The organism is Terriglobales bacterium, from assembly GCA_035764005.1.
Lineage (GTDB): Bacteria > Acidobacteriota > Terriglobia > Terriglobales > Acidobacteriaceae > Gp1-AA112.
In genome coordinates, this window is the sequence record DASTZZ010000069.1 from 115969 (window position 1) to 140985 (window position 25017).

General features: G+C 53.7%; 18 protein-coding genes and 1 pseudogene. 11 read left to right on the plus strand and 8 right to left on the minus strand.

Going from position 1 to position 25017, the window contains the following annotated elements; genetic code table 11:
- Positions 1-15: 15 nt before the first annotated feature.
- Together VFU50_11435 and VFU50_11440 are read right to left on the minus strand one after the other, a co-directional pair.
- The gene (locus VFU50_11435; protein ID HEU5233466.1) at positions 16-639 is read right to left on the minus strand and encodes a hypothetical protein; all 624 of its coding nucleotides are present in this window, start codon (positions 637-639) and stop codon (positions 16-18) included.
- The gene (locus tag VFU50_11440; GenBank protein HEU5233467.1) at positions 554-2110 is read right to left on the minus strand and encodes a DUF5916 domain-containing protein; all 1557 of its coding nucleotides are present in this window, start codon (positions 2108-2110) and stop codon (positions 554-556) included. The genes VFU50_11435 and VFU50_11440 overlap by 86 nt, the downstream gene beginning before the upstream one ends.
- 293 nt (positions 2111-2403) lie before the next feature.
- Between VFU50_11440 and VFU50_11445 the strand changes: the two genes are divergently transcribed.
- From VFU50_11445 to VFU50_11460, 4 genes are all read left to right on the plus strand, one after another.
- Positions 2404-3351: a chromate resistance protein ChrB domain-containing protein gene (locus tag VFU50_11445; protein HEU5233468.1), complete on the plus strand. Its 948-nt coding sequence runs from the start codon at positions 2404-2406 to the stop codon at positions 3349-3351.
- A gap of 62 nt (positions 3352-3413) precedes the next feature.
- The gene (locus tag VFU50_11450) at positions 3414-4310 is read left to right on the plus strand and encodes a DUF1259 domain-containing protein (protein ID HEU5233469.1); all 897 of its coding nucleotides are present in this window, start codon (positions 3414-3416) and stop codon (positions 4308-4310) included.
- A 67-nt stretch (positions 4311-4377) separates the two neighbouring features.
- Positions 4378-5376: a YncE family protein gene (locus VFU50_11455; GenBank protein ID HEU5233470.1), complete on the plus strand. Its 999-nt coding sequence runs from the start codon at positions 4378-4380 to the stop codon at positions 5374-5376.
- 134 nt (positions 5377-5510) lie between these two features.
- Positions 5511-6365: a hypothetical protein gene (locus tag VFU50_11460; protein ID HEU5233471.1), complete on the plus strand. Its 855-nt coding sequence runs from the start codon at positions 5511-5513 to the stop codon at positions 6363-6365.
- A 219-nt stretch (positions 6366-6584) separates the two neighbouring features.
- Here the strand turns inward: VFU50_11460 and VFU50_11465 are convergent, their stop codons facing one another.
- Entirely contained in the window at positions 6585-7922 is a 1338-nt protein-coding gene (locus tag VFU50_11465) for a sensor histidine kinase (GenBank protein HEU5233472.1), read from the minus strand.
- A gap of 551 nt (positions 7923-8473) precedes the next feature.
- Positions 8474-9934, minus strand: coding sequence for a M48 family metallopeptidase (locus VFU50_11470; GenBank protein HEU5233473.1), 1461 nt, complete (start codon positions 9932-9934; stop codon positions 8474-8476).
- Positions 9935-10293: 359 nt separating this feature from the next.
- On the opposite strand from VFU50_11470, the gene aqpZ reads away from it, so the two are divergent.
- From aqpZ to VFU50_11485, 3 genes are all read left to right on the plus strand, one after another.
- Positions 10294-11025: an aquaporin Z gene (gene aqpZ, locus VFU50_11475; protein ID HEU5233474.1), complete on the plus strand. Its 732-nt coding sequence runs from the start codon at positions 10294-10296 to the stop codon at positions 11023-11025.
- A 193-nt stretch (positions 11026-11218) separates the two neighbouring features.
- Positions 11219-13075: a PAS domain S-box protein gene (locus tag VFU50_11480; protein ID HEU5233475.1), complete on the plus strand. Its 1857-nt coding sequence runs from the start codon at positions 11219-11221 to the stop codon at positions 13073-13075.
- Positions 13076-13467: 392 nt separating this feature from the next.
- Positions 13468-13758 (plus strand): hypothetical protein, encoded by a 291-nt coding sequence (locus VFU50_11485; GenBank protein ID HEU5233476.1) that lies wholly within the window; start codon positions 13468-13470, stop codon positions 13756-13758.
- Between the two features lie 239 nt (positions 13759-13997).
- Here VFU50_11485 and VFU50_11490 read toward each other — a convergent pair whose 3' ends face one another.
- From VFU50_11490 to VFU50_11500, 3 genes and pseudogenes are all read right to left on the minus strand, one after another.
- Positions 13998-16199, minus strand: coding sequence for a 4Fe-4S dicluster domain-containing protein (locus tag VFU50_11490; protein ID HEU5233477.1), 2202 nt, complete (start codon positions 16197-16199; stop codon positions 13998-14000).
- A pseudogene (fdnG, locus tag VFU50_11495) lies at positions 16196-18679 on the minus strand (formate dehydrogenase-N subunit alpha). Before fdnG ends, VFU50_11490 begins: the two are co-directional and overlap by 4 nt.
- A gap of 12 nt (positions 18680-18691) precedes the next feature.
- Complete coding sequence (locus VFU50_11500; protein ID HEU5233478.1) at positions 18692-19369, minus strand: hypothetical protein; 678 nt, start codon at positions 19367-19369, stop codon at positions 18692-18694.
- Between the two features lie 198 nt (positions 19370-19567).
- Between VFU50_11500 and VFU50_11505 the strand changes: the two genes are divergently transcribed.
- Positions 19568-19861, plus strand: a complete 294-nt coding sequence (locus tag VFU50_11505; GenBank protein HEU5233479.1) for a cytochrome c — start codon at positions 19568-19570, stop codon at positions 19859-19861.
- A gap of 462 nt (positions 19862-20323) precedes the next feature.
- Here VFU50_11505 and VFU50_11510 read toward each other — a convergent pair whose 3' ends face one another.
- On the minus strand, positions 20324-20494 hold the full coding sequence (locus tag VFU50_11510) for a hypothetical protein (GenBank protein ID HEU5233480.1): 171 nt from the start codon (positions 20492-20494) through the stop codon (positions 20324-20326).
- A gap of 363 nt (positions 20495-20857) precedes the next feature.
- On the opposite strand from VFU50_11510, the gene VFU50_11515 reads away from it, so the two are divergent.
- The 3 genes from VFU50_11515 to VFU50_11525 all read left to right on the plus strand — a co-directional run bounded on the left by VFU50_11515 (position 20858) and on the right by VFU50_11525 (position 24093).
- A complete protein-coding gene (locus VFU50_11515) occupies positions 20858-23110 on the plus strand; it encodes a hypothetical protein (GenBank protein HEU5233481.1) in 2253 nt (750 codons plus the stop codon).
- Between the two features lie 112 nt (positions 23111-23222).
- Positions 23223-23840, plus strand: a complete 618-nt coding sequence (locus VFU50_11520) for a NapC/NirT family cytochrome c (GenBank protein HEU5233482.1) — start codon at positions 23223-23225, stop codon at positions 23838-23840.
- A gap of 22 nt (positions 23841-23862) precedes the next feature.
- Positions 23863-24093 (plus strand): hypothetical protein, encoded by a 231-nt coding sequence (locus tag VFU50_11525; GenBank protein HEU5233483.1) that lies wholly within the window; start codon positions 23863-23865, stop codon positions 24091-24093.
- Positions 24094-25017 lie beyond the last annotated feature (924 nt).

Sequence of the window (25017 nt, forward strand, 5' to 3'; positions counted from 1 at the left end):
GTCGGGACCACCCAACTATTTTGCAAATGAATACGTGAACTTCACGGCGAAGCGGTGCTCCATAAGCTGCATTGGATTGGCTGCGGCCAACGAAGCGAAGCGCTGACCGGCGGTGTAGATGACGTAGAGATCACTGTCCGGACGGTAGTTCCACCGCAGACGGATGTTCGCGCTTGCCGCCTGCGCGTTGGCTGTGTTCATCTGCAGCACCGTCGAGAGAAATAGGAACCGAGTGAAAGCGTAATTCGTCTGGGTGCTGCCAAACACGACTGAGAAATTTCCCTGCGGCAAACGGAATCGGTTCCACTGCTCGCTGAAGTCAAGCGACAGGTGCTCACTCGCGCGGTATGACCATCGCACGCGCGCTTCATTCAGATGTCCGTTGTAGTAGGTGCCGAAACGCTCGAACAGCCGCCAAGTGAATTTGCGGTCTTGCCGTGAGCCATACGTCAGTTGATGGCGAGCCCATCGGTACATGCCGATTGGGATCACGACATTCTTGTAAATGTTGAATGGCGTGGTAATCCGCTGAGCAATTACGTCGTAGATGTCGTTATCCGTGTAGGCGCCGTTGTTGAAGTTGGCACGATGTCCCTTGCCATTCCTGCGTTTGAAGGACTCCGGAAAGATCGGGGTCATGGGCAATAAATCCCTCGAACTGCAATTCGCGAATGCCTTTTAGCTTTGGGCGAGGCTTCAGCGTCAGGTCAGCGAAGTCGCACATGCAGTTGTTGCGCTCGATAAAGCCCACTTCGGGATTAAAGTTTTGTCCGATGCGGCGGCGCTCGGCTGTGAAATCCAGGAAATCCGTGCGATAGCTCACCGAGGCACCAGCATCGTTTTGTCCGCCACTCAATTCTGGCGAGCGCGTCAGAACTCCGAAGCCGGTCAGCACAAGGTCTTTGTGAACGACGAAGCGCGCGTCCAAGCCACCTGTCTGGTTGTACGAATCAGTCGGACTGCCGGAACGCTTATCCACATACATTGCGCCGACATACGACTCGCCGAAGAGCGAGCGCTTGACGCGAGCGACACCGTAATTCGCTTCCGGATTTGGTCCTTCGGCCCGCGTACTGATGTCCATCAAACCAACATCGAATCCACCCAGTGTGCCGGCGATTTTTCCGCCTCCATTGACCGGGACCTCCTGCCCTGTGACCGGATCAATACCGATCTGACGACTAAAGAAGAGCAGGTCGCTTTCGCCACCCATTGGAAAGGCAAAGATTCCTGCGTTCTCTAAGAAGAACTGTCGCTTCTCCGGAAAAAAGAGTTTGTAGGGCGTGAGATTGAACTGAACGATGTCAACGTCTGCGTCAGCAAAATCGGTATTCGCGGTGAGGTTGGCAACCAGATTAGAGCGAATGCCGATCTTCGCATCGACACCTCCCGTGTGCTGTATTGAAGTCCCTGGCTCTAATCCGCTGCCAGCCGCCGCAATCGGGAGATGGCGAAATCCGCCAAGCAAATAGGGCTTAATAACAAGGAGACGGCCACTGCTGATATCAGTGATGCCCTGGAGCACTCCCGCCTGGCTGACTTTAGTGACGCCGAAGGCGCGCCGCCATCCCGACCAGAGGTCTTCCTCATTTTTCCAGCGAATGAAGCGCTTGAAATTGAGACCCCACACCACGTCTTGGGAAGAGATGAAGTTGAGTGTCGAAAACGGTATCTCGACTGTCGCTGTCCAGCCGGATTGTGTTCGTTGTGCTGCTGACACCCAAACGCCATCCCAGCCCGGATCAAAGTCGGTGTCCCCGCCTCCTTGCTCTTCCGTGATCAAACCGTCGCGTTGTGTGCCCAGAGGATTGATCTCGAAAACGTAAGCATTTCGACGGTCGTGACGTGAATCGACCACGATCTCAAAATAGTCATCAAAGTCCTGGCTGACGTCCCGACGAAGTTCGCTGGCGGTGACGTGCTGTCCCTCGGGTTCGAAGCACGTTATGCCGAAGTAGACGGATCGCTTCGTGTAAAGAACTCGGACTTCCGTACGTTCCGTTGCGGGTTCTCCCTCGTTTGGCTCTCGTTGTCGAAAATCCGTAATCGGTTTTGCCGTGAGCCACAGCGGATCATTAAGGGAGCCATCGAGCTTGGGAGGACTGTCCACCCGCGCTGCATAGGCGACCCGAGCGAGCGGGAGTTCTTGCGCGAGAGAGGGCGCGCACAACCAAAGCGCCACGAAGCTAATTATCAGTTGTATTGAGCGTGTCCACATCCGTATCGGAATGGAACATCTTAACTTCACGCGTTGGGCACATTGCACACCGTGCAGACGGTCATCTTTGCAAAGGGCCGGCCAGCTTGGGTGGATCTCCCAAAAACGAAATGCCCTGAATCGGCAGGGCTGAAACGGCTCACCCATTTTGCAGTCGTACTGTTACATCTATAGCATATTGGGGAATGCCAGTAGCACCGAAGGCAATGGCGCAGACGCCGCAACAAGCCACCACTGCCGATGCTCCATGGCTGCTTCTGATGTTCAGTCTGCCCGCAAATCAAGCCAGCCGGCGCGTTGAGGTTTGGCGAAAACTAAAGCAGTACGGCGTGTTGCCTCTTCCCAGCTCCGGGTATTTGTTGCCGAATACAGCGGCGAATCACGAACACTTCGAATGGCTTGCTACGACGATTCGCAAGTACAAGGGCCAGGCATCAGTCGTAAAAGTCAATGAGATCAACGATCAGCCATCGGCACAATTGCGCCAGATGTTCATCGAAGCGAGGTCTCGCGACTACGAGCAACTCATGCGAGAGCTGAGGAAGAAAAGCTCAAAACAAACCTCCGGCGAGCTGTCGCGGCTGCGTCGCCGCTTTCAGCAGATTGTCGCAATCGACTTCTTCAACAGCCCGATGCGTAGCCGCGTGGAGAGCTTACTTAACACCGCAGATGGACTTGCAACAGGCACTTCGGCCACTTCCGCCAAGAAGCGCAAGGAATTTCTCAACCGAACGTGGCTGACACGAACGCGACCCGGCATCGACCGTGTCTCATCAGCTTGGCTGATTCGCAAATTCATTGATGCGAACGCTCGATTCGCCTTCGCTGACGATCCACGCAAATTCCCCGATGCTGTTCCTTTCGACATGTTTCATGCCGGTGGCTTCGGCCATCGCGGTGACGATTGCACGTTTGAGACGTTGCGCAAGGAATTCGTTATCCGAGATCCCAAGGTGGCTGTGATTGCGCAGATCATCCACGACGCTGATTTGGAAGACGAGAAGTATGGTCGCTCAGAAGGGACCGGCTTGGACCGCGTGCTGATCGGATGGGCGCATGAAGGCACAGCGGACGAAGAACTGCTACGCCGAGGAATGGAAATGATTGAGGGTTTGTATCAGTCGCTCACGTGATTACCACAGCCGAACGACTAGGTTCCAACAACTTCGATGGAATTCACGAAAGGAGAATCGTTATGAAGTCGGTATTGTTTTTAATGACATTGCTGGTGGCGCTCATTCCTGCTTGTGCCCAGCAGCCGAACCCCACTTCGGCCGAGTGGAAGCCAGTGGAAGACGCGCTCGGGCGCAAAGGCTCGATGCAGCCCGGCGATGTTTTCAAATTCAGTATGCCGCGCTCTGATCTAAAGGTCGCGGTAGCGGGAACCCCGATCAAGGCCGGACTTGCCCTGGGCTCTTGGCTTGCATTCAAGAAAACAGGCAACGAAGCAATCGTGATGGGCGATCTTGTTCTGACCGAATCAGAAGTCGAGCCGGTGATGATGAAGCTGCAACAAGAAGGCATTGAGGAGACCGCGCTTCACAATCACCTGCTGCACGAAAACCCTCGTGTGATGTACATGCACGTCTCTGCACATGGCGATCCTGCCAAGCTTGCGTCCGAATTGAAAGAAGCTTTGGAATTGACCAAAACACCTGCCGCAGCTCCCGCGCCGGCCTCGGCGCAACATAGTCTTGGAATCGATACAGCACAGATTGAGAAAACACTCGGATTTCAAGGCAAGAACAGCAACGGTATCTATCAGTTCTCGATCCCGAGGGGTGAAGCCATTCATGACATGGATACTGAAATTCCGCCGTCGATGGGAACGGCAACTTCGATCAATTTCCAACCGACCGGCAACGGACGTGCAGCCATCACCGGCGATTTTGTGCTGATCGGAACTGAGGTGAATCCAGTGATTCGTGCATTGCGCGACAACGGAATCCAGGTGACTGCACTGCACAGCCACATGCTGACCGAAGATCCGCGCCTGTTCTTCATGCACTTCTGGGCGAACGACAACGCGGGGAAACTGGCGAAGGGACTTAGAGCCGCGCTCGACACAATGAACGTCAAGAAAAGCCAGTGAAACATGTCGGACGCATTGCGATTTGTTGCGGCGCTCATACTGCCGCTCCGGAAAGGGACGATGGCAAATGTTCCGTCGTTATTTGACTGCCATTCTGATGCTTGCTGTCGGATTATCTGCGCAGACGCTCAGGCAAGTTGCAAACATTGATCTGCCGGGACCGAAGGGACAACGTTTCGACTATCTCACGATGGATGATGAGGACCACTATTTGTTATCCGCGCACCTTGGGCCTGGCCTTCTGTACATCATCGATGTCCGCACAAACAAGCTTGTAAAAGCGATTCCCGGCCTGCCTGGCATCACCGGCCTGGAATTCGTTCCCGAGCTTCGCAAGGTCTACACGTCGGATTGGGGCGAGGAAAAAATCGCCGTCGTTAACCTGCGCACGATGACCGTGACGAAACGGCTGCCGACAGCGGCAAAGCCGAACGGAAGCACGTATGCCGCTCCGTTTCACAAAATGTACGTTTCCGACACGTTGGGAAAGGCAGTTGCGGTCGTCGACGTTCAGAAGGACGAAATCGTGAAGACGATCAAATTCGACAGCGAGACCGGAATGCCGCAGTACGATTCCATAGCTCGCAAAGTCTACGTGAATCTGCGCACCACAAACCAAGTGGCCGAAATTGATCCTGCCAGCGATTCCGTATTGGGAAAGTATCCAGTCGAGGGGTGCCGCTACAATCACGGAATGGCGGTTGATTCGGACCACCATCGTGGCTTTCTTCTTTGTGGCGGGACCAGATCAATGACTGTTTTCGCCCTCGACACGCACAAAGCGATTGCGCATATCCCGATTCCAGCCGGTGCTGACGTTGTGAAATTCGACCCAGGACTAGGCCGCATCTATGCTGCCTGTGCCAGCGGATTTATTTCGGTCATTCAGGAGCAAGACGCAGATCATTACAAGAAGCTCGAAGATTTTCCGGTTCAGAAGCTCGTGCACAGCCTCGCAGTTGATAACGCGACGCATCTCGTTTATGCGCCCGAGCAACAGGAAAATGGTCGGCCGGTGGCACGAATGATTGTCTACGAGGCGATTGAGGGAGCACCGAAGCAATGACGATTTCGAAAATTGTACTCCGGACACTAGCCATTGTTTTAATCTCTGCAGTTTTGGCGTTCGCCCAAACGGCACAACCATTGCAGTTGGAAAAGACGATTGAGCTGCCGGATGTGCAAGGGCGGATTGATCACATGTCGATTGACGTTAAAGGCGAGCGACTGTTCGTCTCAGCGCTTGGGAACAACACAGTCGAAGTCATCGATGTCAAAGCAGGCAAACGCATCAATACAATCCGTGGTTTGCAGGAGCCTCAGGGAGCTTTGTATGTGCCCGGAGTGGATCGGTTATACGTCGCCAATGATAAAGACGGCACGGTAAGAATTTTTGACGGAACATCATTGAAGCCTCTGAAGACGCTGGAATACGGAGACGACGCTGACAATCTCCGGTACGACTCGGCGAAGCAACACATTTATGTTGGCTTTGGCAGCGGTGGCCTGGGTGAATTCGATACCAATGGCCAAAAGGTCTCTGAAACCAAACTCGATGCGCATCCAGAATCATTTCAGCTTGAGAAGAACCGGTCTCGGATATATGTGAACCTGCCGAAATCTTTCAAAATCGTTGTCGTTGACCGCGATAAGCACACTATAGAAGCAACATGGCGAACAGGCGGACCGCAGGCCAATTACCCGATGGCACTAGACGAAGCAGCCCATCGGCTGTTTGTCGTCACACGTTTTCCCGCACGCCTGCTGGTGTTCAATACCGAAACGGGAAAAGTGATTCACAGCCTTCCCGCTGTTGGCGATTGCGATGATGTCTTTTATGACCAGGCGCGCAACCGGATTTACGCCAGCGGCGGCGAGGGCGCCATTTCGGTTTTCGAACAACAGAGTCCCGATCAGTACAAAGAACTCGCTCGCATTCCCACCGTGAAGGGAGCACGAACGAGCTTCTTCTCTCCGAAATTGGGGCGCCTGTATCTAGCAGTGAGGCGTCAGGGGTCGCAGCCTGCCGGCATTCAGGTCTTCGAGCCGCGGTAATTCACCGATCTCGCTCCGCCGAATGAGCCTTGATCTGCGGGTCTGGTGAGCGAGCTGGGATTCGAAGGCAGAATCCTGCTGATTCCGAGTCAACACGTCCGGGCTGACGACACTGGCAGGTGATTAAATTCAGGGACCGGTACGCTCCTGATGCTGCGTAACTCTGGATCAGCATATCGGGGTTCGAATCCCTGGGGGCAGCCACTTCAAATCAATCACTTACGCATTTGCTATGCGGACGCCGATCTCGCCTGTCCGCTCTAATTCAAGCGGCAAGCGCACATGAATTGTCGTTCCGCTCATCGGCTTTGATTTAATAGTGATGGTTCCATTTATCAACCGAATCCGTTCGCGCATGCTGGCGAGACCCAGGCCGTTGCCCTGCATTGCAGCCTGGACATCGAACCCTCTCCCAGAATCACTGATGATCAGGTGAATCTCTCTCGACTCTTCGCGAAGTTGTACTTCGACGTGCTTCACGTCGCTGTGCTTGACCACGTTATGGAGAGCCTCTTGCAACACTCTATATAGGGGAAGTCCGATATGGGACGGTAGAACCGTTTGAACATCGCTGCTGAAATCGATTTCCATTCCCTGCAACCCGGCAAATTCCCTGCACCATGCCTTCATGCCTCCAACGACACCGAGGTACTCCAGTTTCGACGAGTGCAATTCATGAGAGAGGGCCTGGATGTCATTCGAGATCTCCAGAACCTGTGAATGCATACCGTTGACGGCCGTCGGGATCTTAGAGGGATTGTCCAGGACTTGTTGTAGTTCGATTGCGAGGATTGCAAGTCTTTGGTTGATGTCATCGTGGAGCTCGCGGCCAATGCGGGAGCGCTCTTGCTCTTGCGCCTGTATCAATCCGCGACTCAGGTGTGCGAGCCTATCACCAACAACCTTTTGATCCTCCACGAGCGCGGTAAGCACCAGAAAGGGCGTCGCAGTAACGATGAGGAACCACTGCAGTGAGTTAATGCTGCTTCCCGTTCCCATTGCGTGGAACGGACCTTGTCCATGAACTTCACCCCAAACCGATATAAAACTAATAATGATGATGGAACTGGTGATTCCAACCGATCCGAAGCGCAAGGCGGACCACAGTAGAAACGGCACCAGAGCGTACAGAAGTGTTGGGAACGCGCTTGTAGCAGGCGTGCCGAATATCACCCAAGACAGAAATGCCGTGGCGGTGAGAAGCACACCAAATTCGAGATGAAAGACGGTCGACTTTTTCAGCCATGCAGGCCCTTCGCTGAACCAACTTAAGAAAGCCGGCGTCAGAGTGATGAAGGCCAGCGCTTTCCGATAAGAAGCTGACTCTCCAACTAATCCAGTAGGAACCGGGAATCCCCTGTGCGCTGATAAATGCCCCGGCTGAAGGAGCGAGAAAAACAGCAACAAAATAGTACTTCGCCAAAGCACCGATATTGTTGAGGCGAGGCACACCTTCAAAGCAGTACCGCAAACCGGCTGCAGCCACGAGAACTTGGATCGTATCGGCCGGGAGAAACCAGGCAATCGAGGAGACCGGTACGCCTGCCTGGATGTCATAGAGAGCAAAACCCAGAAAGGAGGCGGCTATCATCACCGCCCAAATCCTCGTGTGAACAAGCAGCATTGCCGCAACCAGAATCGCGCAACCTGGCCAAAGCGGCCACGTGGTTTGGGGGTTCAGCATTAAATCGCTTTCCAGTTTTGGGACTACGTAGGACAGGACAGAGACCACACCGATCAGTACGATTGTGGATTGGTGGGAATTCAGATGCACCGCCCCTGCCGATGATCGATCGGCAGTGCTGCCCACGGTCTGCAAACCGGAACGCGAGGAAATCGTCAGAGCAATGTCCAGTCTATCGAGGGGACGCCTCAAGAGTTCGCCAGAGCGCGACGTCGTAACCCGAAATTTGTTGGAAAATTAAGGATACTGTACCAGAGGCTGATTCAATCGGGTCTAGCGTTAACCTGCTATTGCCCGACGGAGATAACTCTAAGGTAAAAAACTGGCTTCAGGCTCTCACCCTTTCCCATTCCGGGTCTGACATGGAATCCCATCTTGCGCAAGGCGCTTGCCGTATGAGCTCGTTCCCTTCATGGAATCATTGCTAGAACTGAACGCTCTTCAGCATGGCCTCGTACGTAGGCTGGAAGCTGCTGAATTCCGCTTGTGGTGCAACAAACAGGAAAAAGAGCACTACGTTGTTCCGTTGAGGCACAGCAACCAGCCAGTCGCGCTCGAGTTGCGCACCGTTAGCAGATAGAAAAGGTGAGACCGACTGCATCATCAACGAACGTCCCTGCACTCCGTTTACGGCAATGGCCTGGGCTTCGCCCAAAGGCTTGAGGCGGTGCGTTTTTTCAAGATCCCGCACCAATTGTCTGGTGACCTGATCCAGGCTAATGCCAGGACTGTTGGTATTGGCCGCGTTGATCAGGACTCCATAGCCAACACCATTGGGCGTAATTCCCGCCTTGGGGGCAATGGTCACGAATTCGTCCTGCTGCTGCGGCATGATTACAGACCAGTTGTTCGGCCGCGCCATTTTCATTTGTCCAAGATCCGTAGCTACCATTTGCCGGCTGGGCAGCACCCCTTGCAGCGGCACCGGAGCAACAGCGACGCCTGGGCTTGATGCAGTGCGAGCGGATGAGTTGAATGCAGCCCCGTTTTTCTGATTCACTTGCGCCCATTGGCCGCTCTTGCCGCCTGCGGCGATCTCCTCCGCCGTGTAGGCCTTTACTCCAACCGCGTGTTGGCGGACTTTCTGAAAAGCCAGGCTGTTTTCTGCGTAATTCCTGACCTGCCAACCATTGATCTCTTTTTCGATGGCTTGCTTGCGATTTCCCGGATTGGGATGGTCGCTGAGCCACTGCGGCGGTGATCCACCCTGCGACTCCAGAGTCTTGAAGAAGTCCGCCAGGGACTGCGGATTGTAGCCCGCCTTGTATAAGATGATGGCGCCTACGGAGTCGGCCTGCGCCTCGTCAGTACGCGAATACTTAAGCATGAGGCCCTGCGCCCCAAACTGGATGCCGTATTGCGCGAGCTGTCCCAACGTTCCTCCAGTAGTCGATCCGAGGATGCCGCTCGCAAGCCCCGCCAGACCTGACGTCCACTGCGCTTTGCTCGCCTGCTTGGCGGAATGCTGCATGTAGACGTGTGACATTTCGTGGGCCATCACGCCTGCCAGCTCTGCCTCATTCGCAGCGGCCGTCACTGTGCCGACGTTCACGAACATAGGACCGCCGGGAAGGGCGAAGGCATTGATCTCCTTCTGCGCAACGACGTGAAATTCGAAGGGCCATGAGTATTCAGGCGGAATGGTTGCTACCAGCTTCTGTCCGAGTTGGCGAATGTACTGGGTCTCCGGGCTGCTATCCGGCAAAACCGGCATTTGCTTATACACCTCGGCCGCAGCTTGCAAACCGAGGGCCCGCTGCTGGTCCCGCGACATGCCAGGTTTTCCCGGATTGGGAAACGCCGGACCGGACGACTGCGCCGAGACGAACGCATTAAACAACAAAAGTATCGACGTAAGAAGAGATCGCAGCAATGCATGATTCATACGGAGATTCCTTTTGACTCCAACGCCGATGCTCGCAAGCGACTGCACCGTGGCGGAGCCGTGATGTGTCTTGGGCGAAGCGGCTACTATTGTTTGACCGGCTCACTGCGGCGGCACCTGTCATGAGCTACAGTCGCTCTCGCCGATGGCTTCTGTAATGCTCTCAATCAGCACATCCACGGTCAGGAGAGTAGCCGCTGCTAACTCCTGTCAAGACTTTGGGCATGGCGGAAATTCGGCCTCTAAGTTGTATTGGGGACGGTGGCCTGTCTGATTCCCCAATTGCATGCGGCCGGAGGTTTATCAGAATAGTGACGGAATCTAAATGTCCGGTCTTTGCCGAGCAGGGGGGATAGTTCATGATGCCTCTATCAAAGCGAGTGTTAGCCGAGTTTATGGGTACTTTTTGGTTGGTTTTTGGCGGGTGCGGCAGCGCCGTGCTAGCCGCCGCATTTCCTCAATTGGGAATCGGCCTGCTAGGAGTGGCCCTGGCGTTTGGCTTGACGGTTATGACGATGGCCTATGCCATCGGACACGTGTCCGGTTGTCATCTCAATCCTGCTGTTTCCGTCGGCTTGTGGATGGGCAAACGTTTTCCAGCTTCCGACCTTATCCCCTACATCATTGCCCAAGTGGTGGGTGCGATCGCGGGCTCGGGAGTCTTGTACGTTATCGCCTCCGGAAAGGAGGGGTTCTCAGTTGCGGGACGCTTCGCATCGAATGGCTACGGCGCTCACTCACCTGGCGGATATTCCTTGCTTGCTGGAATTGTTGCAGAACTGGTTCTGACGTTTTTCTTTCTGATGATCATCCTGGGATCTACCGATAAGCGCGCGCCTCAGGGACTTGCTCCTATCGCAATCGGACTCGGGCTAACGTTAATCCATCTGATCGGCATTCCGGTCACGGGCGTTTCGGTGAATCCCGCGCGGAGTACTGGACCGGCGCTATTTGTGGGCGGATGGGCGTTAGCACAGCTGTGGATGTTTTGGATTGTTCCCATTCTGGGCGCAGCAATTGCCGGTGTTGCTTATGGCGCATTCGCAGGCACTGCCCAGCCTGAAATGATCCGCGCAGCCGCCGCACGCTAATCGCGCTTTTCAAACCTACCAGGGTAGGCGCTCAGTCTCCGCATCGGGTTCGATCTCTATAAAAGTATGTGGGTCGCGCGAGGCGATGACAATGACTGTGAGAAGCGAAAACCATCTGCTCTGAATGTAAAGTTGTATAGCTTGGCAAAGATTCTTGCAGCTTTCGCGGAAAGTTGCTGTACAGTGTTGCCCCATGGACGAGGCATCTCAAGCCCAGGCCCCGGACACGCAGCTCTTCCGCGACGTTTTCGATTCGAGTCCGGTTGGCATTGCTGTAGAAGATTTGAACGGCCAGCCGCTTTTTGTGAATCCCGCCTTTTGCTCGATGCTTGGTTTCAGCGAGGAGGAGCTGCGGAACAAACACTGCGTTGACTTTTCTCCTGCTGAAGATGCCGAAAAGGACTGGGTCCTCTTCCAGCAATTGCGATCCGGTTCAATAAATCACTATCAACTCGATAAGCGTTATTTCCGGAAGGATGGTTCGCAGTTCTGGGGACGTCTGAGTCTCTCTCTGTTGAAAGCTAGTCCCTCTCCACTCGTGGTAGCGATTGTTGAAGACATTACTCACGAAAAGGCGGCAGAGGATAAGGTACGGGCAAGCGAAGAACGCTTGCGACTGGCACAGCAAACGACTCGGATTGGAACCTTTGAAAGCGATGTTCGGACCGGCGTTGTCACCTGGACGCCCGAGATGGAATTGATCTACGGCTTGCCGCAGGGCGCCTTTGCGAAAACCAGAACTGCATTTCAGAACCTCATTCACCCCGAAGATCGGCGAACCGTCAACGAACTGATTGAGTTGGCATCGAAATCAGGAGAACTCACAACCGGAGAGTGGCGTGTTGTCTGGCCTGATGGCAGCGTTCATTGGATAGCGGGACGCTGGCAGGTTTTGTTGGACCAGCTGGGCGAGCCTTCGCGTGTGCTTGGCGTCAATATAGATGTAACTGACCGCAAGCGGGCAGAACTAGAGTTGCTGCAAATGAACCGCGCTTTGAAAGAACAGGCAACAGTACTGCAATCCCGGGAAGAGCTGCTGAAAATCTTCGTCAAGAACGTCCCGGCGGGGGTGGCGATGCTTGACAGAGATATGCGCTATCTCCAAGTGAGCGACCGCTGGTGTCTGGATTATTCGCTCAATAGCTCGCAGGTTATCGGCCGATCGCATTATGAGATTTTTCCTGACGTTCCCGAACGCTGGAAAGAAATGCACCGTCGTGCTCTGCAAGGAGAAACCCTGCGAGCGAACGAAGACGCGTGGGAACGCGATGACGGCGCGACCACCTGGGTCCGCTGGGAGATTCGTCCTTGGAGAACGCCCACCGGAAGCGTAGGGGGAATTCTGATTTTCGCCGAGGATATTACGCACCGCAAGCGCATGGAAGAAGCTCTTTCGGAGATGTCCCGAAAATTGATTGAATCGCAAGAGCAAGAACGCGCGCGGATCGGGAGAGAGCTTCACGACGATATCAATCAACGGTTGGCAATGTTAGCGGTGGAACTCGAACAACTCGAAGAGAATCCACTTGAGATTCGAAGCCGCCTGAGAGAGCTACGAAAACAAACAATTGAGATCTCGAATGACGTACAAGCTTTGTCGCATGAATTGCATTCCTCAAAGCTGGAGTATCTGGGTGTAGTTGCGGGCATACGAAGCTGGTGCAGGGAGTTCGCCGAGCGCCAGAAAATACAAATTGACTTCAGAGACGATGTCTCCAATGTACTGCCATTCGATATCGGGCTTGCTCTTTTTCGAGTCCTACAAGAAGCCCTGCACAATGCCATCAAGCACAGCGGAGTCAAACGACTCGAAGTGCAGATGCTGGAGCGGTCAGAGGAAGTTCATCTCATCGTGAGTGATTCAGGCAAAGGGTTTGACCTCGAAGCAGCTAAACGACTTGGGGGGTTAGGTCTCACAAGCATGAGGGAACGTGTTCGGCTTGTGAATGGAGAGATGGAGATCCAATCAAAGCCGATAGGTGGAACTACAATATACGTTCGCATTCCCTTTGCGGTACAAGCCTTCTCTAAACAAGCCAGCGGACAATAGAAACTTTTCCGCATGTCGCATCGCAAAGTTTGCGGGCCTTGGATGCTTGAATTTTAATCGGATCTTGGAAACGGTTTCCTGCTATAGCTCCAGGCAGCGTCAAAGATCGATGTTCATGCTTCGTATACCGACGTGGCTAGTCGTTTGAATCCGTGGTCGATGGCAATAATGTCCAGATAAATTGAAGTCCATTCCGTCAGGAAAAAATCATCGCTGGTTCCGGCAAAGGTCTTGAGATAGCCACCGCAAGATTCGCAGTGATCAATCCGAAGGCCCTCCTCTCCTTCGATTGTCAAAATTCCTAGCTTTCGCTCCTCATTGTTTTCACAGAAGGGACATCCAGTACGCCGGTACAACCAGCGAGTACTGCAGCGACCGCAGCAAAGAAAACGTTGTCGGACGAGATCGCGGCCGGCGAGCTGAGCCAGAGTGGGGGCGGAGCCGCATGTTGGGCAATAGCTGCGAAGCCATTTCTCCTCCTCTCGCCACTTGGCGAACGCGTCGATCACGGGATGTATGTAACGAGCTACAGCATTCCAACCTATGTAACGCAACAATCCGGGAGAGCGGATTGGGAAGCCGACATCATGCAGCAACCAGGTCAGAATGCGATGATGGGTATCCGCATCACAGCCCAATTCGGCATTCAGGGCTTTGCTCTCGTCGGCCAGCTTTCCCGGTAAGGGCATTGAGGCCAGCCTCTCAACGGTTTCCCGAACCATACGCCCCACTGCTCCAAGATCCAGGGCCAAGCTGGTACTCAAGACCAGCGGTATGCCCAAACGAAAGTCTTCTACGTAGTTCTCCCAGATTGGGACGGAGGTGCAGACACAGCCAATTTCGGCTGCGGCACTGTTAACTTGTGCATGAACCTGCGCAAGGGGTTTCAGATAAGGATGTCTCGCCAGCCAAACATCTTGAGTCATACCGCGGCCCGCTGTGATTCTTGCTTGGGAAGGAGCGGCATAAATCGGGCTACAAGTGCAAACAGGAAAATGGCTGCAGCGATAAGACCGACTGAAATGCCCCATTCGAAAATGGTTGGGAAGTAGGATTCTGGCGCGTTCTGAGGCATTGAGCCTTTCAAGTTCATAGCAAAGAGAACGACGTTCACGCGATTGAAAATGACTCCCGCGGTAGTCAAAAGTGTCGCAACAAATAGCACTGGAGGGCGAATTCGGAAGGAAAGAGGGGCAAGTAAGATCAAAGGAACGATACCACCCAGCGCAATTTCGACTGTAAAGAGTGCGCCGATTTTCCCCGAAAACACCCCAGGTAACTGGCCGCGTATCGCCATGTCAGCGAGGCGAAAACCCAGGTAGACAAAGAGCGACCAAAAGGTGATCTTGCCCATTGCTTGCAGTTGCGCAATTCGGAGCCGCCGATTCCATGCCTTCGCGATCCACATTTCGATCAGGATCACGAGGGCAGTGCCAGCGGCCACTGATGAGAGGAAAAATGAAATGGGCATCGCCGGTGACCACCATTGCGGCGCAACCTTATCCGGCATCAGCAAGAACAATGAGCCGAGCGAGCTTTGGTGCATTGTGGAAAGGGTTACTGCTGCGATGGCCAGCATGATGGGCTCAGGCTTCTTCTCTTTGGCTCTGAATGCCCAGGCTAGTAAAGCGAAAATGACGGCTGTTACTGTGGCATAGATAAGACTGCGAGAAAGCAAATAGACGAACAGCGTGAGTGCGAAAGCGACATATGCTCCAGACCATCTACGCCACGCGTGCAGGGCTCTGTGCAGTCCCCATCGCTCAAAGGGAACGGGTAAAAACTCGAGAAGAAGTATCGTCACGTAGAGCCCAACACACCATGACACTTCGAACATCGCCGAATGATCGGGAGCTTGCAGAGCAAGTTGATAGGAATTCCAGGGCAGGCCAAGATCGGCGATCAAGGTGACCATTACAAATGAATAACTGAGTAGTCCCATGAGAACTGCGGAACGCGCCATGGAATAGAGATCTTTCCGCTGGAAGATATAAATAAATCCAGCAGTGGCGAATGCGCCTGCTGCAATCGCAATCCATACCAGGTCGAAAAGAATCCACAGTCCCCAGGGATAGGTATTTGAAAGGTTCGTGCTGCCGCCCAACCCGAGGGCGAACCTCGCAATCAACGAAATAACACCGAAGGCCATGAGCACTATGAGCGTCCAATTAAATGGTGTAAGCAATTTGTGCCGCAGGACGTCGAACTCTACGTGACCACCATGATCAGAGGAATCGGTCATGAGACCTTTATCGCCTGCGACGGCGGGTATTCGACGCTTCAAGAATGCATAGATGCTGCCGAGAATAGCGCCTAAACCCATAACCGCAGGAGGAACGGCGCCTAGAGCCAACTTGGAAAATGCTGGATACGGGCGGCTGTCTAACTCAGGAAAACCGAGCTTCGCGAACGGCACCGATGATAGATAGAGGACACTTGTGCCCCCAGCTTCTTTTTCTCCATAAATGTGATCGACGTATTTCTCTGGATGAGCAGAGATTCGATTATGAGCTTCCTTGAGCATCTCTTCCCGGTCGCCGAACCGCAAAGCGTCAGCTGGACACGCTTTGACGCAGGCCGGCACGACCACCTTTTCGAGAAACTGCTTGCTTTCCTGCTCGGTTATTGCATTCCCATTTCGGCTCGAAGCCGCAGGCTGATCCGCTCGATCCGCGCAGTGAGTACATTTCTGGATCTTTGGCGCAAGTGAGTCCCATTCCGCTTGTGGTACGCCCCATGGACATGCCCAAACACAGTACCGGCAGCCAATGCATTTGCTCGCATCATAAGTAACCGGACCGTCGGCTTGCCTCGTTAACGCAGTAGTCGGACAAGCCGAAGCACATGCCGGCTCCAGGCAATGCAGGCAGCGACGCATGCTGAAAACGTAATTCAGTCCTCCCGGGGCATTCTCGTTGGGAATTTCGTGGGAAGTGATGAGCGTAAGGGTATTTGCGCTGAGTGTGATTGGATTCTGAATACCCAAATTGGGCTGCAACTCGGTTTCTTCGCCTTCCCGATCGTTCCATTGTTTGCACGCAACTTGACAGGCGCGGCATCCAATGCACTTAGTGACGTCAACCAAAGTAGTCTTAACAGGTAGTGTTGCTGCGGACGCGCTCACGACTTTCTCCCTCTCGGTGCGAATGCCGCCGGTACCGGATCATGCAGCTTCACCACGTTTACCAGACACGCCTTCGTTTCTTGCGTCCCAGCGCCAGGGTCCACGGCATCAATCGTGAGGTGGTTGACGCTTGGTCCGCTGGACAAGCCTGCGTATCCCCAGTTGTACGGCATCCAAACGATCGTCACCTCACGCCCATCTACATGCAGCGTTTTCATTCTGGGTGTGACGACGGCTTTTACGGTAAGTTCGCCCCGCGCCGAAGATACTCTTACTAAGCTCCCCGTCTTCACCTCTAACTTTCGAGCAAGGCTCTCTGGCATTTCCAGCACGGGTTCCGGGATGAGCTCGTTCAGCCATGGAATATTGCGCGTCGAAGAACCTCCGCACCAGTGTTCCGCGACAGTTGAAGTCATCAGTACATAAGGAAACTCTTCTACTCTTCCTATTGGCTGATGTGACTCTACTCGCGGATATTTGAGCAGCGGGTTGTGCTTCACCTGTGGATGCAAGACGTTTTCCACGGGGCTCTCGACCGGCTCGTACATTTCCGGCAGTGGACCGTCTTTGGGAACGTAGGCCACATCCCGCGGAAGCTGCGGATTTTTCGGATCGGGATCCTGATAGACGGCAGCAAAGAGCCGGCCGACGCCTTCGGCATTCTGGTGGAACGCTCGACGGCCGTTCGGCGTGTTTGGTCCGTCGGTCACACTTGGGACGTCTGGGATATCGTGTCCTGTCCAGCGCTTTTCTTTCTCATCCCACCAAACAATAGGCTGGGAACCCGGATACGGCTTCCCGTTTCGGTCACATGACGCACGGTTGTACAGAATGCGCATGTTGTTCGGCCAGGTCCATCCGAAATTTGGGTAGAGGCCAAGACCTCCGGGATCCGTTTCAGAGTCCCGGCGTCTGGAGAGATTTACGCCGCCGGCAAACACTCCCGCGTAGATCCAGGCGCCGGAAGCTGTCGAGCCATCGGGTTGCAAGTCGGCGACTTTGGTAACGAGATCACCACTCTTAACATTTCCACTCGGAAGATCGTGCAGAGCGTGTCCGTTGATTTCGCGCAGCACATCTTCGGCCGTGGTGTAGCTCCAGGAAGCCTTTTGAATGATCTCGTCTTTCGGGTCTGGTGAGTCCTTAACCAATTCGCGTACTCGCCGGAAAATCAAATCGACGATCTCGCCATCTGGTTTTGCTTCGCCAGGAGGCTTCACAGCCGCGTGCCTCCACTGCACCATGCCTCCCGAATTGGTAATGGTTCCGTTTTTCTCCATGAAGAAGGCAGCCGGCAGCAACATCACTTCGGTCGCGATCGACTTCGGGTCCACACCCGGACGGCGCCAGAACGTAGCCGTTTCCGTTTCCCAGATCTCTTGGACCACAAGCATTTCGAGCTTCGACATTGCCGCGAACGTCAAATTCAAATTGGGCATGGTCACCGCGGGATTCTGTCCGACGATCCACAGCAGCTTCATATTCCCAGCGAGAGCACTCTCGAAGATCGACATCGTTCCATAGTCTTTTGCAGCGCTTCGCTTGGGAAGCCAGGCATAGGCGAAATCGTTCTCAGGAGTGGCGGCATCTCCATAGAAGGCTTTCAGTGTATTGACCAGGAACTTGCGGTCTCCTGTCCCGTTTCTCTTCGTGTACTCCGTAAGTGTAGGTTCGGTATGTGCCGGGTAATTCAGATAGCCTGGCATGTAGTTGTTCAGCACTCCCATGTCGCATGCGCCCTGTACGTTCGGCTCGCCGCGCAAAGCATTCACACCGCCTCCAGGCTTGCCGACATTGCCAAGCAGGAGCTGCAATATCGTGAATCCGCGGATTCCCTGTACCCCAGTTGTGTGCTGAGTCATTCCAAGTGCGTACAGGATCGACCCGGGCCGGTTCCTGGCCATCATTTCCGCGATCTGCTGGATCTGCTCCGCCGGAATCCCAGTGATGCGCTCTCCCATTTCGGGCGTGTATCGCGAGACAAACTTCTTCAGGTGTGTGAAGACGCAGCGCGGATCATCCAGCGTAGTGGCGACGCGCGGCTTGCCGCTTGAGTCCAGTTGATAGCCCCATGTCTCTGTCGCGTACTTATGCTTTTCATGGTCGAATCCGCTGAACAGTCCGTCTTTGAAGTCAAAGCCCGCGTGTCCGAGGAACAGAGCATTCGTGTGGGTTTTAACGTAATCCTCGTCGTACAGTTTCTGAACGAGAACGTGGTTGATCATGGTGTTAAGAAACGCGGCATCTGTACCTGGGCGGATATGTGCGTAAATATCGGCCGTTGCCGATGTACGGGTGAATCGAGGATCAACGTGGATAATCTTTGCCCCATTTTCCTGAGCCTTCCGAATCCACTTGAAGGCCATAGGATGGTTCTCCGCGACATTGCTTCCTTCCACCAGAATGGTTTTGCAATGCTGGAGATCAATCCAGTGGTTGGTCATTGCCCCTCGTCCGAACGCAGCTCCCAGACCGGGAACGGTAGGACTGTGTCAAAGTCGCGCCTGATGCTCAACGAATGCGGTCCCCAGAAGACGCGCCGCTTTCTGAAAGAGGTAGCACTCCTCGTTGGTGTTCTGAGCGCCTCCCATAAACGCAATCGCATCTGTCCGATTGACTGGAACTTCAGCGTCGCCCAGCTTCTCAGTGGCAATCCATGTGGCATCCCGAGTCGTGCGGATTTTCCGGGCGACCTTCTCCACGGCATCTTCCCAACTGATCTCCACCCAATGATCGCTTCCGGGCGCACGGTAGCGCGGCTTTGCCAGTCGCTTCGGCGAGCTGTGTGTCGCGAACATCGAAACACCCTTCACGCATAGTGACCCACGGTTCACGATGTGGTCGTAATCACCTTCCATGGCAATCAGCTTCCCATCGCGCACCGCGGCGATCATGCCGCAGCCACAGGAACAAAAGTTGCAGGATGTCGTGAATTCGTTTACGTTCGCGAGCTTTAGCTTCTTGGTGGCGGCCCTTACGGAAGGTACGTCGATAATGCTATCGAGCGCGAGGCCGACACTACTACCGATCGCTAACTTCAGCAGGTCCCTGCGGTTGAATCTTCTCGGACTCTGAGCGCACGATTGCTCCAGGTCTTTCGGATTGCTTTCCCTCGATACTTTATTCGGCGAATCCATGAGCGTTTGTATGCTTCCAGCGAGATTAGCCACAGCAAAAGTAGTGCACATTTTCCGCGAATAAGCCTGTCATTCATGCCAGTGTCAGGTCGCAATTTAGCTTCCTAAACTCTTCATCAATTTCCGCGCAAAGCTATTTATACGTTTGCGTGCAAAGAGTACACGCCATTGCGGTGGCGGCCAGAGTGAGGAGTGAGACGAACCATTACAAAGCGCAATTGGAGAATCCTAATGAAATTCAAAAGTGCGGTTGTCTGTGCATTGCTTCTAGGCGTATCTGCGGTCTCATGGGGAGCAAATGATGGAGCGACACTCTACAAGAAAAAATGTGCCTCGTGCCATGGTGCGAGTGGAGAAGGCAAATCTGGGCCCGCGCTGAAGGGAACGCAATTAGATCAGGACCAGATCGTGCAACAGATAACCAAGGGTAAGCCGGACAGCAAACCTCCTCACAAAAAGGGATTATCGGGAATCAGCGAGGAACACGCCAAAGCCATTGCCGAGTACATAAAGGCTTTGCAGTAGAGTCACAAGCGCCCGCGCGTTTACAGAAGAAGGATTGATGCGGTGAAGGTGAGTAGATGGGCCATAGGTTTGCCAGACTTACTTCTGGCCGTAATCTGTTTGCTTCTTGCCGGACCGGTTTCCGGAGCCAGTCCGCAAGAGCAGACCAGCGAGCCCACCGGAAAACAGGTTGCTGAGTATCGAGGCTCAGAAACCTGCAAGACGTGTCACGAAGATCTATACAAGCAAAACTTCGAAAATACTCCACATTTCAAAACGACTCTTGCCGGTGGACACGGTTGCGAATCTTGTCACGGTCCCGGATCCGAACACATCGATGCGGGCGGCGATGTCACGAAAATCGTCAACTTTAAGACGCTCTCGCGAAAAGAGGTAAATGCCCGCTGCTTAAGCTGTCATGCCGACAGCCACGAGCAACGACATTTCTCCGCTTCGGCGCATGCTAACAACGATGTCGGTTGCTTAGATTGTCATTCGCCTCACCACGCTAAACAGGCCGAAAATCTGTTGGTCGAAAAGCAGCCTCAACTTTGCTACGGATGCCATACCGCTGCCAAAGCCGATTTTCTCAAGCCCTTTCATCATCGTGTAAATGAAGGTCTGGTTCGCTGCGCCGATTGTCATAACGTCCATGGAACCACAACTCTTCGGCAAGTGAAGGTGATGGCCAACGGAGACGCAGCCTGCGTCAGATGCCACGCAGATAAACGAGGTCCGTTCGTCTACGAGCACGTGCCCGTAAAAACAGAAGGATGTAGCAGTTGCCACATGCCGCATGGATCTACGAATGCACGTTTGTTGCGAGTGAGCCAAGTCAACCTCCAGTGCCTGCAGTGTCATACATTTCCTGCGCTGGGACCGGGGGGACCTGCGCATAACCAGGCAGCTAAATATCAGGCATGCACGATGTGTCACTCGGCAATTCACGGATCGAATGCCAGCAGTGTGTTCTTCAGGTGAGAACTTGAGAACACCGGGCCGCAAGAGAGTTAGGACATGACCTCGAATTCAAATCGGCTGGCGTTATTTCTGGCGATCGGCCTGCTCTTTCAGGTCACAGCCTTTGGACAGTCTGCAGAAAAACAGGTTGATCAAGGCGAGACGCAGCAGCAGCCAAGTGAGGGAGGGACTTATCTGGTCCATCAGGCAATCGAGTTCGGCTACCGAGGCTCTGACGTGACCGGCAGCGAGGCGATGTACAAATCCCTCGTCAACCTGCCCAGCGGCCCACGACTGCTTGACCAGACACTCTCCATGCAATCGCGCGTGCACGATGGCGTGTTGTTCGACAATCTTTTTCTTAGCAGCCTCGGATGGGGCGGTGATCCAAACAACACACTGAGTGCCCGAGTTGATAAGGGCAACTGGTACGACTTTCGCGGGGTTTTCCGTCGCGACCACAACGACTTTGACTATAACCTGCTCGCGAACCCATTGAATCCGTTTACCTCGAGTCCAAGCATTCCCGTTGCTTCATCCCCTCATACATTCGGGACACGCCGACGTATGACCGATCTTGACCTCACGCTCTTACCACAGTCTGTCGTGAGTTTCCATGTGGGTTACTCGCACAATAACATGACGGGCTTTTCATTCAGCAGTGTTCACGAGGGCACTGACGCTCTGCTTGATCAACCGTGGAACACGACCGTGAACTCCTATCGCTTCGGAGCGGACCTAAAGGTTTTACCCCACACTGTGATCAGCTACGACCAGGTCTTTGATTATTACAAGGGTGACACGACGTGGAACCTTGCACAGTTCGCCTCCGCGTTCGTCCCTGCACCGCCTTCTGGAATTCCATCCACCGTGGAGCTTGGCCTTCCGATAGATACTCTCAACAAGAATCCGTGCGCTGTCGTGGGACCAGCAACGACACTCATCGATCCCACAGGTACTCTTACAAATACTCAGTGCAACGCATATTACGCGTACAATCGCTCGAATCGCACTCGCACGTCTACTCCCACTGAGCAGGTTAGCTTGCACGGCTCGTACTTCCATCGATTGGAGCTGAGCTCGTCATACTCCTACAGCTCAACCGACATGACTGCTCCCTTGAACGAATTCTTCAATGGGCTGATGCAGCGCTCGGATATTCGCCAGGAAACCGTCACCGGCCCGGCACAGGCGAATGCTATTTCTAACGTAGCCGACTTCAGCGCAACTCTGCAGCTATGGCAACATTTCCGACTAGTTGATACTTTTCGTTTCTGGGCCTACCGGATTCCGGAAGCCTTCACAGATACAACGTCTGATTGGACGTGCAACAACCTGAATACCTGCTCGTTGGTCACTCCTATGAGTGACACCACGCCTACGAGTACGATCACGACAAATCAACTTTCGTTTAACCAGAGCTTGAAGAGAAATCAAACTGACTTGGTCTGGGATGGATCCAAGCATTTCGGCAGCCGTATCGGCTTCCGTTATAGCGACAAAGTCTTTCATCACATCCTGGACTTCACAACCGGTGATCAGGACCGCATCATCGTTCATGAATACACGCCCTTGTTTGGATTTTGGTTCAAACCAATGACGACGCTCCGATTCAATTTTGATTGGGAGCATTCCAACTACGACGACGTCATCGTGAACATCGGTCCGCGCAAGGAAAATCGAGAGCGAATCCAAGCGAACTACACGATAAGGCCGTGGGCAATCGTCGGAGGCTCAATTAATCTGTGGAACGCCTCCAACGCCGACTCGCTGACGGATTATCGCGGGCACAGTCACAATTATGGATTCACTGCTTCACTGGCGCCGAAAGAAAGATTTGGGCTCGATCTCGTCTACAACTACAGCGATTATCTGCAGAGCTCCTTCGTATGTTTCAACGATGCTGACAAGTCGCTGCCCGTGGTTGCCAATGCCGGCAGCTGCACTGCCAACGGGTTCGACGATAGCAGTAATCCCCTTCTTACTACGGGCAAGTACACAAACAACAGTCACTACGGCATGGCGTTAGTGATGGTGAAACCAGTCCCCCGTGTAACGACGCAGTTCGGCTATGGCATTACGAGCATTGGTGGACAAGTTCCGCAGTTCAACAGTCTGCAACCATTTGGATCTTTGCAGTCTAACTATCATGAGCCTGTAATCAATGTTGCAGTCGATATCGGACATGACCTGACGGCCAAAGCAGGATGGAATTATTACCAATACGGCGAGAAATCTTTCGTGGGTCCTACGGATCCGCGCTATTTCCATGCAAATAACGCAACGCTGTCATTGCGCTGGGCGTTTTAGCGGAAGATCGAGGAAGTTCAGCATCATGTAATTCATACAGGCGATCAGGTAACTGGCCGATGCAAGTCGCGCAGGATAAATAAGCATGAAGTAGCTGCGATGGGAGGGTAGGGTGCCGGTTGGGTGGATCTATGCGCTACTGATTACCAGTGTTGTAGCCATTGCTCTCGTGGCGACGGCTCCTGCGATTACGCTGAGTCGTGGCGGAAAGGTTCTCGCTTTTCTTGCACTTTTCGTTCTGCCTCTGCTTTCTGCCGGACTTGGTTACAAGAACCATATGGATAGATCCAAGCAGACATCGTTCTGCCTTTCCTGCCATCTCATGGAGCCCTACGGGCGCAGTCTCCACGTCGATGACCCTACGTGGCTGCCTGCTTCCCACTACCAGAATAATCGTGTACCCCGCGATCTGGCCTGCTATACGTGCCATAGTGATTACGTGATGTACGGCTCTATCAAAGCAAAATGGCGGGGACTGCATCACATTTACGCTCAATATTTCGGCAATCCCCAGCCGCCGCTGCACCTCTACCATCCCTATAACAATCGCGAGTGCCTGCACTGCCATTTGGGGGCTCGCACCTTCGAAGAGGGAGTTACCCACAACGCCGACCCGCAGATCATGGCTGATATCAAGAGCAACAAATTGTCTTGCCTATCGTCTGGGTGCCATGATCAGGTACATAACACCGAGACTTTAGGCCAGGCAAAGTATTGGAAAGGAGAATGATGTGGGAAATAAGGAAATCAGTATGGCTCAGCGCTTGCGAATCGCTGGCACCCTCATCGCTCTTGGACTCATTGCGGAGTTGCTGACACTTGCCTGGAACAATCCAATCAGCTTTATCGTTTTTCTCGCGATTGGCGGCTTGCTGATGTTTGCAGGAATCGTTCTTTATCTTTGGTCGGTACTATCGGACGGCCAAAGAACGCCGCATGTTTCCCATAATCAACTGGGCGCAAGAGCGACTCACTCTAACTGAGACCTGGCCTTGGATTGCTGCATTGAGGCAAACCATTGCAGACAGCCATAGACTCGCGGATTCATGAACGAGTACTAATCACCCTACTTCGGCGATTCTTAAGATTTCGTCGGCGGTCGTGGGAATCAAAAGCCTGCGTGGGGCGAGTCCAAATGCCTTCATGAACCGAATCTATGTTTTTGTCGTGCGTTCCTCGTTGGCGCCGGCCTTCTTGATTTCGAAAGACCGCCTAACAAAGCCGAAATCTATAAAATCCGATCCCTGATTCTCGGCAGCATACTAAAATCGATTTTTCGTAATTCCAGAAGCAATGCCCCGGCCCTTCGAGCCGGAGGAACCGGCCTTGGGGTGGCTGAGGCAAAACTGAGCTGGAAGACTGGTACAATCTCTACTTTCAAAAGAGGAGCACATATGAATGTTCGCGAAATTGTGAATTCGCTTGTAGTCGAGCGAAACCGAATTACCGCCGCGATTTCTGCATTACAAACTCAAAACGGAAGTGCGAGCCGCTCTGGTAGACGAGGCCCCCGTCATCTATCGGCGGAAGCACGAGCACGGATAGCGGCCGCTCAACGCCGTAGATGGGCGGCCCGAAAACACGAGGCCAGTTCTGTTTCCGGCTCCTCTTCATCTCAGGCCGGCAAGCGCGGGCCTCGCCGACTGAGCGCTGAGGCCCGGCAGAAAATCGCGGCAGCCCAAAGAGCACGATGGGCCAAACGACGCGAACAAGGCAAAAAGAAATAGCCTCTGCAATACCATCATGTTGGCTGTTGGGCTGAGCTTCCAGCTTTTCGATGATTCCAACGCGGGGCAATTGCTAATTTTGTTTGGCACCGAGCAAGAGTTCCGCGTCTTCTCCTCCAAAACCGCTATTTGAGTCGGTTGCAAATTATCGCCAGACGAAAGCGCACGCCTCTTGGTGGC